This is a genomic window from Lactobacillus equicursoris DSM 19284 = JCM 14600 = CIP 110162, from assembly GCF_001434815.1.
Taxonomy (GTDB): domain Bacteria; phylum Bacillota; class Bacilli; order Lactobacillales; family Lactobacillaceae; genus Lactobacillus; species Lactobacillus equicursoris.
In genome coordinates this window covers 94,259-106,778 of sequence record NZ_AZDU01000001.1, presented here as the reverse complement: position 1 = coordinate 106,778, position 12,520 = coordinate 94,259, and the positions used below count along the sequence as shown (strand labels likewise).

Annotated in this window: 11 protein-coding genes; 10 read left to right on the top strand and 1 reads right to left on the bottom strand. The window is 48.8% G+C overall.

Going from position 1 to position 12,520, the window contains the following annotated elements; translation table 11 throughout:
• The first annotated feature begins 27 nt into the window (after window positions 1-27).
• From pgsA to FC20_RS00535, 4 genes are all read left to right on the top strand, one after another.
• The gene (gene pgsA, locus FC20_RS00550; protein ID WP_009557322.1) at window positions 28-591 is read left to right on the top strand and encodes a CDP-diacylglycerol--glycerol-3-phosphate 3-phosphatidyltransferase; all 564 of its coding nucleotides are present in this window, start codon (window positions 28-30) and stop codon (window positions 589-591) included.
• Window positions 592-802: 211 nt separating this feature from the next.
• Window positions 803-1,915 (top strand): recombinase RecA, encoded by a 1,113-nt coding sequence (gene recA / locus FC20_RS00545; protein ID WP_008461660.1) that lies wholly within the window; start codon window positions 803-805, stop codon window positions 1,913-1,915.
• Between the two features lie 140 nt (window positions 1,916-2,055).
• Window positions 2,056-3,699: a ribonuclease Y gene (gene rny / locus FC20_RS00540; RefSeq protein WP_008461661.1), complete on the top strand. Its 1,644-nt coding sequence runs from the start codon at window positions 2,056-2,058 to the stop codon at window positions 3,697-3,699.
• A gap of 125 nt (window positions 3,700-3,824) precedes the next feature.
• Window positions 3,825-5,030 carry a glycosyltransferase family 4 protein gene (locus tag FC20_RS00535; RefSeq protein ID WP_008461664.1) on the top strand — a complete coding sequence of 402 codons (1,206 nt, stop codon included), beginning with the start codon at window positions 3,825-3,827 and terminating at the stop codon, window positions 5,028-5,030.
• 33 nt (window positions 5,031-5,063) lie between these two features.
• On the opposite strand, the gene FC20_RS00530 is transcribed toward FC20_RS00535, so the two are convergent.
• Window positions 5,064-5,729: a YigZ family protein gene (locus FC20_RS00530; RefSeq protein WP_008461667.1), complete on the bottom strand. Its 666-nt coding sequence runs from the start codon at window positions 5,727-5,729 to the stop codon at window positions 5,064-5,066.
• A gap of 45 nt (window positions 5,730-5,774) precedes the next feature.
• Between FC20_RS00530 and FC20_RS00525 the strand changes: the two genes are divergently transcribed.
• The 6 genes from FC20_RS00525 (at window position 5,775) to FC20_RS00500 (ending at window position 12,508) form a co-directional block, all read left to right on the top strand.
• Entirely contained in the window at window positions 5,775-7,055 is a 1,281-nt protein-coding gene (locus tag FC20_RS00525; RefSeq protein ID WP_008461669.1) for a helicase-related protein, read from the top strand.
• Complete coding sequence (locus tag FC20_RS00520) at window positions 7,052-7,735, top strand: ComF family protein (protein WP_008461671.1); 684 nt, start codon at window positions 7,052-7,054, stop codon at window positions 7,733-7,735. The genes FC20_RS00525 and FC20_RS00520 overlap by 4 nt, the downstream gene beginning before the upstream one ends.
• A 79-nt stretch (window positions 7,736-7,814) precedes the next feature.
• Window positions 7,815-8,366 (top strand): ribosome hibernation-promoting factor, HPF/YfiA family, encoded by a 552-nt coding sequence (gene hpf / locus FC20_RS00515; protein WP_008461672.1) that lies wholly within the window; start codon window positions 7,815-7,817, stop codon window positions 8,364-8,366.
• Window positions 8,367-8,530: 164 nt separating this feature from the next.
• Entirely contained in the window at window positions 8,531-10,933 is a 2,403-nt protein-coding gene (secA, locus tag FC20_RS00510) for a preprotein translocase subunit SecA (protein ID WP_008461674.1), read from the top strand.
• A gap of 137 nt (window positions 10,934-11,070) precedes the next feature.
• Window positions 11,071-12,187, top strand: a protein-coding gene (gene prfB, locus FC20_RS00505; protein WP_169788887.1) for a peptide chain release factor 2 whose coding sequence is annotated in 2 segments (ribosomal slippage) — window positions 11,071-11,142 and window positions 11,144-12,187 — 1,116 coding nt in all. Because the reading frame shifts where the segments join, the coding sequence is not laid out codon by codon here.
• Window positions 12,188-12,208: 21 nt separating this feature from the next.
• Entirely contained in the window at window positions 12,209-12,508 is a 300-nt protein-coding gene (locus FC20_RS00500; RefSeq protein ID WP_008461677.1) for a membrane protein, read from the top strand.
• Window positions 12,509-12,520: the final 12 nt, after the last annotated feature.

The following is a 12,520-nucleotide window of genomic DNA, read 5'->3' as shown; positions in this document are numbered from 1 at the left end:
GTGTAAAAAAGTGAGGATTTTACAAAAATGAATTTACCAAATAAGTTAACTGTTTTCCGGATCTTCTTGATCCCAGTTTTTATGCTCTTGCTCATCTTGGGCTGGCCAGCCGGCTCTTTTGAAATTGCCGGGACGACGATCTTGTGGAGCCGGGTGGTTGCCATGATCGTCTTTGCCGTAGCATCTGCAACTGACTGGTTTGATGGTCACATTGCCCGGTCAAGAGGCCTGGTAACCAACTTTGGTAAATTTGCCGACCCCCTGGCTGACAAGATGCTGACCATGACGGCCTTCATCTTCATGGTGGACCTGAAACTGGCCCCAGCTTGGGTAGTGGCCATCATCGTCTGCCGGGAATTGGCCGTAACGGGTCTGCGCTTGATCGTGGTTGAAAACAACGGCAAGGTCATGGCAGCCGCCATGCCAGGCAAGATCAAGACCACCTGCCAGATGCTGTCAATCATCTTCTTGCTCTTTGGCGACATCTTCCATATTGGGACGGTTCTGCTCTACATCGCCTTGATCTTCACCATTTACTCTGGCTACGACTACTTCCACTCATCATGGGACGTCTTCAAGGGCTCAATGTAAAAATTGCCAAGCAATAGTAATTGTAAAAACGCGCGTTAGCGCGTTTTTTAATTTTCTCTAAAATTTGCGATTTCTCAGGTGAAAAATGCGATTTTTGACGTAATAACAAGTGGAGGGAAAAGTTTGGAACTCTAGTTCGCTTTTTTCTTGCTTTTTGAGGCAAGTTCAAAGTATAATAGATACATGTAAGAAACTCCAGGAGGTTTTAAATTTGGCTAAAGATGAAAAGCAAGCTGCTCTTGAGGCTGCTTTAAAGAAAATCGAAAAGAATTTTGGTAAAGGTGCCGTTATGCGGATGGGGGAAAAGGTTGATACCCAAATCTCCACTGTTCCTTCAGGCTCTTTGGCCCTGGATGCGGCTTTGGGCGTGGGCGGCTACCCACGAGGCCGGATCGTAGAAATCTATGGTCCAGAATCATCCGGTAAGACGACTGTTGCCCTGCACGCCGTTGCTGAAGTACAAAAGCGCGGTGGCACGGCTGCTTATATCGATGCCGAAAACGCCATGGACCCAGCTTACGCTGAAGCCTTGGGCGTTGACATCGACCAGTTGATCCTGTCACAGCCAAACACTGGGGAAGAAGGTCTGCAAATTGCGGATACCTTGATCTCCAGTGGCGCCATCGACATCGTGGTTGTCGACTCCGTTGCCGCTCTGGTGCCGCGGGCAGAAATTGAAGGGGAAATGGGTGACTCTCACGTGGGTCTGCAGGCCCGTTTGATGAGCCAGGCCTTGAGAAAGTTGTCAGGGACTATCAACAAGACCAAGACCATCGCCATCTTTATCAACCAGATCCGGGAAAAGGTCGGCGTGATGTTTGGTAACCCAGAAACCACCCCAGGTGGCCGGGCTTTGAAGTTCTACTCCACTATCCGTTTGGAAGTCCGCCGGGCAGAACAAATCAAGCAATCCACCAACGTGATCGGTAACCGGGTGAAGATTAAGGTTGTCAAGAACAAGGTGGCTCCGCCATTCAAGGTTGCTGAAGTTGACATCATGTATGGTCAAGGTATTTCCCAATCAGGTGAACTTTTGGACATGGCTGCCGACCAAGACATCGTGGACAAGGCCGGAGCTTGGTACTCCTACCACGGCGAAAAGATCGGCCAAGGCCGGGAAAACGCCAAGAAGTATTTGGAAGAGCATCCTGACATCTACAATGACATCCAAAGTCAAGTCCGCAAGGCCTACGGCATTGATGACGAATCTTTGGAAGAAAAGGAAAACCCAGAAAAGATCAAGGAAAAGCGGGCTAAGAAGGCTGATGCTGGTCAAGAAGCACCAGCTGAAGCTGCCGATGCTGCTAAGACCGAAGACAAATAGCTAAAAGCTCTTAAAAGAACTGCCAATTTGCTGGCAGTTTCTTTTTTCTTTTCAGCTTAATCTAATAATTGACTTAAATAAGATTGTAACTTATGATTAAGTGTGTGTGAATAATTCTAGAAATAAGGACGACGTGATTTATGATGAATAACAGTATATTTTATCTCGTCGCGTTCGTGGTAGTTTTTCTTATTTCACTTGTCGTGGGGATCCTGATTGGCTACGCCATCAGAAAGAACTCTTGGGAACAAAAGGCTGAAAATGCCAAGCAAAGTGCCGACTCCCTTTTAGCCAAGGCTAAAGCGGAAGTCGAAGTTGCTAAGGCAGAAGCCGCAGCCAAAAGGCAGGAAGCAGAGGCAGCAATGCGGGATGCGGAAACCGAAAAGAAGGCTAAGATCCTGGAAGCCCAAGAAGAAATCAGGGATTACCGGCAAAAGGTTGAAGATGAGTTGAATGGGCGCAGAGATGAAATCGCCCGTAAGGAAAACCGTCTCCAGCAAAAAGAAGATACTTTGGATCATCGCAGCGGCGTGCTGGATGAGAAGGAGAACCAACTCACACAAAGAAAGAACCAAATCAAGAAGCAGGAAGAAAAAACTGCTCAGTTGCAAAGCGAAGCCGAAGACCTGGTCAAGCAGCAAAACGAGAAGCTTTTAGAAGTCTCTAACTTAGATGAAGACGAAGCCAAGAAGATCGTTTTGGCCCAGGTATCTGATCACTTGGTCAAAGAAAAGGCCGAAATGATCAGAAACATGCAAGAAGATGTCACGGCCAAGGCTGATCGCTTTGCTCACCAAGTCATTGTCGACGCCATTCAAAGCAGTGCTGCCGACACGGTAGCGGAAACGACCGTCTCAGTCGTCGACCTGCCAAATGATGAAATGAAGGGGCGGATTATTGGTCGCGAAGGCCGCAACATTCGCTCCTTTGAAGCCATGACCGGGGTGGACCTGATCATTGACGATACGCCAAAGACGGTTACCTTGAGCGGCTTTGATTCGATCAGACGAGAAGTGGCAAAAAGAGCCTTGCAGAAGCTGATCAAGGACGGCCGCATTCACCCAGCTCGCATCGAAGAGATGGTGGACAAGGCGCGCAAGGAAGTCAATGACGACATCTACGAAGCCGGGGAAAGTGCCTTGATGGAACTGGGCATTCACCGGATGCACCCAGAACTGGTCAAGGTCTTAGGCCGGTTGAAGTACCGGACTTCTTATGGGCAAAATGTCTTAGCCCACTCAATTGAAGTCGGCAAGTTAGCTGGGACAATGGCTGCAGAACTTGGTTTGGATGAAAAATTAGCAGTTCGCGCGGGATTATTACACGATATTGGCAAGGCAATTGACCACGATATTGAAGGCTCCCACGTAGAAATCGGTGTTGAATTGACACGGAAGTACCATGAACCAGAATTGGTGGTAAACGCAATTGCGGCCCACCACGGGGATGTACCGAAATTGTCATTTATTGCGGAACTGGTCGTAGCAGCGGATACGATTTCCTCAGCTCGCCCAGGTGCCCGTTCTGAAAGCCTAGAAAACTACATCCGCCGCTTGACTGAACTAGAAGACATCGCCAACAGCTACGATGGCGTCAAGCAAGCATACGCGATCCAAGCGGGCCGCGAAGTGCGGGTAATGGTTGAGCCAGCCAAGATTTCTGATGATGAAATCACGGTTTTGGCCCACGAAATTCGCGACCGAGTTGAAAAAGAACTCGATTACCCAGGCAATATCAAGATTACCGTTATACGGGAGAAACGTGCTGTGGCAGTTGCCAAATAAGGAAAAGTCCAGATTATTCTGGACTTTTTTTCTAGGCTTTTTTGTGATTTTTCTCCTGGATTTGGCAAAAGGGGTCAAAGGTCGGTATAATAATTTAGATTAACTAATTCAGAAAGTAGCATTGCATGTTTAAGATTTTTGTCGACCTGTTCTTAATGGTCATCATTCAAGTTGCAATAACGCCGTTTATCAGACGTCTGGCCTTTGTCTTAGGGGCCGTGGACAATCCTAATGCCCGCAGGGTGAACAAGAAGCCCATGCCAACCATCGGGGGCCTCGGGATTTTTGTCACTTTTAACATTGGCTGCTTTATCCTTTTAAGAGAGCAGTTCCCAACCCATGAGCTCTTTTCTGTCTTCTTAGCCTCAAGCGTGATCGTCTTGACCGGGATGATTGACGATATCTTGGAGCTGAAGCCTTGGCAAAAAATGGCCGGGATCTTCGTTGCGGCCTTAGTCATTTACTACCTGGCCCAAATCCGGATGACGGAATTGAACATCCCCTTGACCAATCAGGTGATCAACCTGCCTTGGTATCTCAGTCTGCCGATCACCATCTTCTGGATCCTGGCCTTGACCAATGCGGTTAACCTGATCGATGGTTTAGATGGTCTAGCTAGCGGGGTGTCCTGCATCTCCTTATTGACCATGGGGATCGTGGGCTACTACTTCTTAAGAAACCAGGGCTTGTACGTGCCAATTGCCTGCTTTATGCTGGCAGCGTGTTTGATGGGCTTTTTGCCTTATAATTTCAACCCGGCCAAAATCTTCCTGGGTGACACCGGGGCGCTTTATCTTGGCTTCATGATCTCGGTTTTGGCCTTGAAGGGGCTGAAAAACGTCACCTTTATCTCCCTGGTCGTGCCCATTGTCATCTTGGGCGTGCCGATTTCCGACACGATTTATGCCATTATCCGGCGTAAGCTGAACAATAAGCCGATCTCTCAAGCTGACAAGCACCACCTCCACCACCAGTTGATGCGGCTGGGGCTGACCCAAAGGCAGACGGTCTTGGTCATTTATGCCTTGTCCTTGATCTATTCCTTCGTATCCATGCTCTTCTTGCTGTCGCCGGTTTGGGCCATGGCCATGCTGCTCATCGGGCTCTTGATTGCCGTTGAGCTTTTCGTGGAATCGATTGGCCTGTTGGGGAAAAAGTATAAGCCTCTAACCAAGTTGATTGGTCACCTGGTCCTTCATACGGCCACTTCTAAAGAGCCGCACGTGGAAGTCTGGCACCAGGGCCAGGCCAAGCCTAAAGAGTGGCAGGAGCGGTCTAAGGGCGGCCACAAGCCTGAAGCCAAGGCTGATCAGTCAAAAAATAAAAAATAAGCAGAAAAAACAGAGACCTTTATGGTCTCTGTTTTAGTCTTCTTGGCGATAATGATGATTTTTAACCGGAATTTCGTTGTAGCGCTGGTCGCCCTTGATAATTTTGACCTTGCCGGCCAAAAGGTCGGTCAATTCTGCCTTAAAGTCGTCTACTTGGTCTAAGTCCAGGTAAACCGATATGGTGATCTCGGCCGCGTATTCCCGGTCAGCTACGTAGATGTCTTTTTCTTCTAAAAAGTGGTTGACCTCATCATAGCGATTATAAGGTATAGTAAAGAGGAGCTCTTGCTGCAGGACCCTTTTAACCACCCCGATGGCTTCAGCGGCTTCGGTTACGCTGTTTGAATAAGCCCGGATCAAGCCTCCAGCGCCCAGTTTGATCCCGCCAAAGTAGCGGGTGACGACGACGGCGACATTTTTCAGCTGCATCAGCTGGAGCGCCTTGAGTTCGGGGATGCCGGCTGTACCAGAGGGTTCGCCGTTGTCGCTGGCCTTGACGTGCTCGTCGTTTTCACCGATCGTGTAGGCATAAGTGTTGTGGGTAGCGTCATGGTACTTCTTGCTGGTTTGAGCGATAAAGGCTTTGGCTTCTTCTTCGCTGTTGACCCGGGCCATGGTTGCGATGAAGCGGCTTTTCTTAATTACCAGCTCATGCTGGCCATCTGTTAAAATTGTTAAAAAATATGCACCTTTTGACAAGAAAATCTCCTTTTTTGGCGTAATAATAAGTGGAGGCGATTTTTCATGAACGAAGCAATTTCATCCAAGGCTGGTCGCCAGTGGTTGGTTGACAACTTGGATCATAGCACAAATCAAGGCCAAACTGCAATTCCGGCTGTTCAAAAGGGCTGCTGCCAGCGCTGCGGGAGCGTCTGCTACGCCCGCTTGCCAAGTGGGGCACTTTATTGCCGGGAGTGCGTGGGCCTGGGCCGGCTGGACCAGGGCAAGTACCTGGTTCGGCAAGCAGCTAGCGGCACTTACCCTAAGCAAAGGGGCATGACCTGGACCGGGCAGCTGCGGCCAGCTCAAGCCGAGGTCAGCCAATTTTTGCTAGAACAATTTGCCAAGAAAAAGGACTGCCTGGTTCATGCCGTAACCGGGGCGGGGAAGACCGAGATGATTTTTCCCCTTTTGGCAGAAGCCTTTAGCCAAGGAAAGAGGGCAGCCATCGCCACCCCGCGGATTGACGTCGTTAATGAGCTCTTTCCGCGCCTGTCAGCCGCTTTTGGCCAAATTATGGTCGGCTGCTACCACGGCAAAATGGAGAAAGAGCCAGCCGGCGAGCAGCTGGTCATCTGCACCACCCACCAATTGATGAAGTACTACCAGGCCTTTGACCTCTTGATCATCGATGAGGTTGATTCCTTTCCTTTTGCCGGCAGCCCCCAGCTCCACTTTGCTGCCCAAAATGCCGTCAAAAAGACGGGCAGCCGCGTTTTTCTCACGGCGACGCCGCCAAAGGACCTGGAAATTGCTGTTAAAAAGGGCCAGCTGGCCGAAATTAGGCTGAAGCGGCGCTTTCACGGGGGCTTGTTGCCGATCCCGAAACTAGACCAGTACTACCGGCCCTTCATCGGCAAGAAGGGCCTCCATCCCAAGCTGGTCAAGCGGATTGTTCAGGCCTGCCAAAGCGGCCACCCCCTTTTAGTCTTTGTGCCCAGAATCAGCGAGATTCCAATTTACCTTGATTTATTGAAAAAAGAAAAAGGGCTGGCTGAGCTTAAAATGGCTGGCGTCTACGCTGAGGACCCCGATCGGCTAGAAAAAGTCCAAGCCTTTCGGGAGGGCAAGCTAGACTTGCTGGTCACAACGACTATCTTAGAGCGCGGGGTCACCTTCAAGCATGTCTGGGTAATTATCGTCGCTGCCGACGACCGGATCTACCAAACCTCCAGCCTAGTCCAGATTGCCGGCCGGGTCGGGCGAGACAAGGACGACCAAACGGGACTGGTGCTATTTTGCTACCACTACTACACCCGGCAGATCCAGCAGGCCGTCAAGCAGATCAAGGAGATGAACCGATGAAGTGTTTAGTGTGCAATACTGACTTTATGCCGAAGATCGACTTTTTAGCGCTTTTTTCCCCGAAAAAAGAAAAAAATAGCACCATGTGCCCGGCTTGCTGGCAAAAGTTTCACCGACTGACTGGCACCCGCTGCCCCCAATGCGGCAGAGAACAAGAAAAAAGCGAAATTTGCCAAGACTGTCAAAAATGGCAAAGGGCATACCAGGGCAAGATTCTGCTCAACCATGCTGCTTATGACTATAACGCAGCCTTTCACGACCTGATGGTCAGCTACAAGCGCTACGGTGACTATATCCTTTGCCAGCTCTTGTCCGAACTAGCCAAAGAGGACCTAGTCAAGCTGCAATTTGACTACTATGTGCCCGTACCCACCAACCCTGACCACCAGCAAAAGCGGGGTTACGATACTATTTGGGAGATTTTTAACCCCCTAGTGCCCTTGACGCCCCTGCTCCTGAAAAAAGCGGGCAGCGGGGCTCAGGGCGAAAAAAATAAAAAAGCCAGAATGCAGGCCAAGCAAAATTTCTTTTTAAATCCGGAATTTAGGGGTACAATAACAGGCAAGATCCTTCTTTTGGATGACATTTATACCACAGGCCGAACGCTTTACCATGCTCGCGACATGATTTGGACGGCTTTTCCTGAAGTAGAAATCGAAAGTTTTTCAATTAGTCGCTAAATATTTTCACAAAGCGCTTTCAGATTTGGTATAATATGAGTAGAAAGAAACCGCGAAAGCGGGAAAGGAGATACTTATTATGTTAAAGTACAATGTTCGTGGCGAAAATATTGAAGTAACCGAAGCCTTAAGAGATTACGTTGAAAAGCGCTTGACTAAGCTTGAAAAGTACTTTGAATTGAACCAAGACGTGATCGCTCACGTTAATTTGAAGGTATACCGTGACCACTCAGCTAAGGTCGAAGTAACCATTCCACTTCCATACTTGGTTTTGAGAGCTGAAGAAACGACGGATGACATGTACCGCAGCATTGACTTTGTTTCAGAGAAGCTTGAACGTCAAATCAGAAAGTACAAGACCCGTGTCAACCGCAAGAGCCGTGAAAAGGGCTTGGACGAATTCTTTGTTCCAGAAGAAGCTCCAGAAGCCAAGGAAGAAAAGGCTCCAATGTTCAAGATTGTCCGCAACAAGCGCGTTAACTTGAAGCCAATGGACCCAGAAGAAGCAATCTTGCAAATGGACATGCTGGAACACGACTTCTTCGTCTTCCAAGATGCTGAAACCAACGGCACTAGCGTAGTTTACCGTCGTAATGACGGCAGCTACGGCTTGATCGAAACTAACGAATAATTTTGACTTAGTAAATTAAGACCGAAAAAGACTGATTTTTAGTCAAATAAGGGGCATGATGAGAAATCATGCCTTTTATTTTGTAGAAAATTTTAAATTTACGCATTTACATGTTAAAATTATTCTGTGATTCTAGACTAAATATCAGAAATAAGGACGATTAAATGGCAAACATTTTAAAGAAATTGTATAACGCTGATAAGCGCGAACTGAAACGCTTTGAAAAAATTGCAGACAAGGTCGAAGCTCATGCCGATGAAATGGCTGCTTTGACCGACGAGCAGCTGCAAGCAAAGACTCCAGAATTTCGTTCTCGCTTAGAAAAGGGCGAAACTTTGGATGACTTGCTTCCTGAAGCCTTTGCGGTTTCCCGGGAAGCCTCTAAGCGGGTTTTGGGCTTGTACCCATTCCACGTGCAAATCTTGGGTGGGATTGCCCTGCACAAGGGTAACATCGCTGAAATGATGACCGGTGAAGGTAAGACCTTGACGGCCACTATGCCAGTTTACTTGAATGCTTTGACTGGCAAGGGCGTACACGTTGTTACGGTTAACGAATACCTATCAAGCCGTGACGAAACCGAAATGGGTCAGCTGTACCGCTGGCTGGGATTGACGGTTGGCTTGAACGTGTCCACCATGTCCGCTGAAGAAAAGCGGGAAGCTTATGCTTGTGACGTTACTTACTCCACCAATTCCGAACTTGGCTTTGACTACCTGCGTGACAACATGGTGGTCTACAAGGAACAAATGGTGCAAAGACCGCTTAACTACGCGATCATCGACGAAGTTGACTCCATCTTGATCGACGAAGCCAGAACGCCTTTGATCATTTCTGGTGAAGCAGAACAAGCCAACGCTGACTACATCCGGGCTGACCGCTTCGTTAAGAAGCTGGTTGAAGACAAGTCAGACAACGATGCTGATGACGATGAAGACCATGGCGACTACAAGATCGACTGGCCAACCAAGACCATTTCCCTGACTAGAACCGGGATTCAAAAGGCCTGCGACCACTTCGGCTTGAAGAACCTCTATGACGTCGAAAACCAAAAGCTGGTCCACCACATTGACCAAGCCTTGCGGGCCAACTACATCATGCTCAAAGACATTGACTACGTGGTTCAAGATGGCGAAGTCATGATCGTTGACTCCTTCACTGGCCGTGTCATGGAAGGCCGCCGCTACTCAGATGGTCTCCACCAAGCCATTGAAGCCAAAGAAGGCGTTAAGATTCAAGAAGAATCCCAAACCCAAGCTACCATCACTTACCAGAACTACTTCAGAATGTACAAGAAGCTGGCCGGGATGACGGGTACGGCTAAGACTGAAGAAGAAGAATTCCGTGAAATCTATAACATGGAAGTCATCACCATCCCAACCAATCGTCCAGTCATTAGACAAGACATGCCTGACCTGCTTTACCCAACTCTGGATTCCAAGTTCAAGGCGGTTGTGGAAGAAATCAAGCAGCGGCACGCCAAGGGGCAGCCAGTCCTGGTTGGTACGGTTTCTATCGAATCTTCTGAACGGCTCAGCCACATGCTGGACCAAGAACACATCCCTCACGCGGTTTTGAACGCCAAGAACCACGCTAAAGAAGCAGCGATCATCATGAACGCCGGTCAGCGCGGTGCCGTAACCATCGCTACCAACATGGCTGGTCGTGGTACCGACATCAAGCTGGGGCCAGGCGTTAAGGAATTAGGCGGTTTGGCCGTTATCGGTACTGAAAGACACGAATCTCGCCGTATTGACAACCAGCTGCGTGGTCGTTCCGGCCGGCAGGGTGACCCAGGCTACACCCGTTTTTACCTGTCTCTTGAAGACGACTTGATGAAGCGCTTTGGCGGGGACCGAGTAAAGGACTTCTTGGACCGCTTGTCAGACAACGATGACGACAAGGTCATCGAAAGCCGCCTGATCACTCGGCAGGTTGAATCTGCCCAAAAGCGGGTTGAAGGGAACAACTACGACACTCGTAAGCAAACCCTGCAATACGACGACGTCATGCGGATTCAGCGTGAAATCATCTACAAGGAACGGATGCAGGTTATCGATGAACAAAAGTCTCTCAAGTCAGTCTTGATGCCAATGATCCACCGGACTATCGACCACCAAGTGGACATGTTCACCCAAGGGGACCGGTCAACTTGGCGTCTTGACTCCTTGCGCGACTTCATCGTTTCCTGCCTGGCTAGTGAAGACTACGTTGATAGCAAGATCGACTTCAAGACCTTCACCCCAGAAGGCTTGAAGAAGCAGCTCTACGACCTGGTAGAAGACAACTACCAGGAAAAAGAAGAAGCCTTGGCTGATCCAGAACAAATGCTGGAATTTGAAAAGGTGGTTATCTTGCGGGTGGTTGACGAACACTGGACCAACCACATCGATGCCATGGACCAACTTCGGCAATCAATCGGCCTGAGAGGCTACGGCCAATTGAACCCACTGGTTGAATACCAAGACTCTGGCTACAACATGTTTGAAGAAATGATCAGCGATATCGAATTCGATACCACTCGTTTGTTCATGAAGGCCCAAATTAGACAAAACTTGGCTAGATAAGACTTTTTAAAAGAGAGGCAATTGCCTCTCTTTTTTGGTTATAATACTAGTTAGTAAGATAGTATTGCTTTGATTGTTGTTTTAGTAAAAAGTAAAAAATTACGAAAATAGAAAACTAGAAAGAGAAGATCACAATAATGGAAATCAGTGAAATCCAATCAGTCTTAGACGAGCTTAGAACCCGGTTGAACCACTTTAGGGGGTCTCTTTGACTTCGACAACATTAGCGAAAGCATTGGCATCAACGAAGAAAAGATGGCTGAGCCGGGCTTTTGGAATGACCAAGAAGCCGCGCAAAAGCTGATCGCTGAAAACAATGTCTTAAAGGAAAAGCGGGACTCCTTTCAAAAACTGGAAAAGGCCCTAGAAGACGAAGAAACGGCCGTAGAGCTGCTAAAAATGGAACCAGACCCAGATTTGCAGGCGGACACGGAAAAGGAGCTGGAGGACCTGAAAGAGGCTTTCCACCAATACGAATTGAACCTGCTTTTGTCTGGTGAATATGATGGCCATAATGCCCTGATGGAAATCCATCCAGGTGCCGGCGGCACGGAAGCCATGGACTGGGGCAACATGCTCTTGCGGATGTACCAGCGCTACTGCGATGCCCACGGCCTCAAGTTTGAAGTCAACAACTTTGAGCCTGGCGATGAAGCCGGCTTAAAGAGTGCCAGCATCCGAATTTCCGGGAAAAACGCCTATGGCCTCTTAAAGTCAGAGCACGGGGTGCACCGCCTGGTACGCATTTCGCCTTTTGACTCGGCCAAAAGACGGCACACTTCTTTTGCCTCAGTCGAAGTGATTCCAGAAGTGGACGATTTCATCAACATTGAAATCGACCCTAAAGACCTGCGAATCGACGTTTACCGCTCAAGCGGGGCGGGTGGCCAGCACATTAACAAGACCTCTAGTGCCGTCCGGATCACCCACATCCCAACCGGGATCGTGACGACTTCCCAGGCTCAGCGTTCCCAGTTCCAAAACCGGGACACGGCCATGAACGAAATGCGGGCCAAGCTCTTTCACCTGGAAGAAGAGAAAAAGCGTAAGGAAAAGGCCGCTTTAAAGGGCGAGCAGCTGGACATTGCCTGGGGGTCTCAGATTAGATCTTACGTCTTCCACCCCTACAGCATGGTCAAGGACCACCGGACCAATTATGAAACAGCCGATGTCAACGGGGTCATGGATGGCAAGCTGGATCCCTTTATCTACGCTTACCTGCAGTGGCGGCTCAGCCAGGAAAATCCAGATTAAAAATTAGGAGAAAAAATTTAAATGTCGTTTATCACCATTATCATGATCGTCTTGGCGGCAATCGTTATCTTGGCAATTCTGTCGGTCTTTTTTAAGGCCTTTATTGCACTCTTGCCAGTAGGGATTGTCGTTGCCTTGGGCCTGTGGCTTTATTACCGCTTTTACTACAAAAAGCATCATGAAGACCTGCCAAGTTCTGGGACTTTTTCTAATTTCCAGGACTTTTTCCAGGGTTTTGATAGCCAAGAGCCGGCAAGCGGCCGCAAGCATGCCCGGAATGTGACGACCAAGGATGTTAAAGATGATGATCAAGAGGATTAAGTAAAGGATCGG

Excerpts from the sequence above, each read along its gene's own strand:
- pgsA (WP_009557322.1), top strand. The coding sequence starts at position 28 with ATGAATTTACCAAATAAGTTAACTGTTTTCCGGATCTTCTTGATCCCA.
- rny (WP_008461661.1), top strand. The coding sequence starts at position 2,056 with ATGATGAATAACAGTATATTTTATCTCGTCGCGTTCGTGGTAGTTTTT.
- FC20_RS00535 (WP_008461664.1), top strand. The coding sequence starts at position 3,825 with ATGTTTAAGATTTTTGTCGACCTGTTCTTAATGGTCATCATTCAAGTT.
- FC20_RS00525 (WP_008461669.1), top strand. The coding sequence starts at position 5,775 with ATGAACGAAGCAATTTCATCCAAGGCTGGTCGCCAGTGGTTGGTTGAC.
- FC20_RS00520 (WP_008461671.1), top strand. The coding sequence starts at position 7,052 with ATGAAGTGTTTAGTGTGCAATACTGACTTTATGCCGAAGATCGACTTT.
- hpf (WP_008461672.1), top strand. The coding sequence starts at position 7,815 with ATGTTAAAGTACAATGTTCGTGGCGAAAATATTGAAGTAACCGAAGCC.
- secA (WP_008461674.1), top strand. The coding sequence starts at position 8,531 with ATGGCAAACATTTTAAAGAAATTGTATAACGCTGATAAGCGCGAACTG.
- FC20_RS00500 (WP_008461677.1), top strand. The coding sequence starts at position 12,209 with ATGTCGTTTATCACCATTATCATGATCGTCTTGGCGGCAATCGTTATC.